This window comes from Vreelandella sp. 2A-K22, from assembly GCF_054065485.1.
Genome location: NZ_JBSUGC010000042.1, coordinates 1 through 1,005 on the forward strand (window position 1 = coordinate 1; position 1,005 = coordinate 1,005).

Annotated in this window: 2 tRNA genes and 2 rRNA genes; all 4 read right to left on the reverse strand. The window is 49.2% G+C overall.

From position 1 onward, the window contains the following. Positions 1-239: ribosomal RNA gene (locus tag ACW17M_RS24090) — 23S ribosomal RNA — on the reverse strand; the annotation flags it as partial. Positions 240-497: 258 nt separating this feature from the next. After that, positions 498-573: transfer RNA gene (locus ACW17M_RS24095), tRNA-Ala, on the reverse strand. 97 nt (positions 574-670) lie between these two features. Continuing rightward, positions 671-747 (reverse strand) — tRNA-Ile (locus tag ACW17M_RS24100). Between the two features lie 182 nt (positions 748-929). Continuing rightward, positions 930-1,005 (reverse strand): 16S ribosomal RNA (locus ACW17M_RS24105); the annotation flags it as partial.

Consider the following 1,005-nt stretch of genomic DNA (forward strand, 5'->3'; position numbering starts at 1 on the left):
AGGGGAATCTCGGTTGATTTCTTTTCCTCAGGGTACTTAGATGTTTCAGTTCCCCTGGTTCGCCTCGTACACCTATGTATTCAGTGCACGATACTCATCTTATGATGAGTGGGTTTCCCCATTCAGAGATGTCCGGGTCACAGGTTGTTGCCACCTCACCGAACCTTATCGCAGGCTACCACGTCTTTCATCGCCTCTGGCTGCCTAGGCATCCACCGTGTGCGCTTCATTGCTTGACCCTATAACCCGAAGGAGTCTGGTATCTCGCAATGATCACGTTTCATTTTGCCGGATACGCTTGAGACGTATCACAATTTAAGACCACTTCTTGCGAAGTGTTCTTGTCAGCATGATATACATTGTTAAAGAGCAGCTGTTCAATGAACAGTGATAAGGCGGTGTGTGATAACTAAAACAACAGCGACAACACAGCGACTTATCAATGGTCACGAAACATTTACAAACGGTATTGAAGATTAAACAGGGTAGTAACGTAATGGTGGAGCCAAGCGGGATCGAACCGCTGACCTCCTGCGTGCAAGGCAGGCGCTCTCCCAGCTGAGCTATGGCCCCAATACTAAATTCACGCAAATTTCTGTAAGACAAGGCAAAATGCGACGACGTATAGTCTGCTATACGAGGAGCATTTTAACGCAGTATTACAGGAATTTGGTGGGTCTGGGCAGACTTGAACTGCCGACCTCACCCTTATCAGGGGTGCGCTCTAACCAACTGAGCTACAGACCCATTTACTTACTACTCTTACGACCGCGTCGGCTGGCCGACCTCACCCTGCTTTCCATTTAAGGTCAGGGGGTGCGCTCTAACCAACTGAGCTACAGACCCAAGAGGGGATCGTGCTTTTACCGTTTGCTCTATATCTGATCAGGTAATTCATTGTGGACGCTTACCGACTGTGACGCATCGTTTAAGGAGGTGATCCAGCCGCAGGTTCCCCTACGGCTACCTTGTTACGACTTCACCCCAGTCATGAACCACACCGTG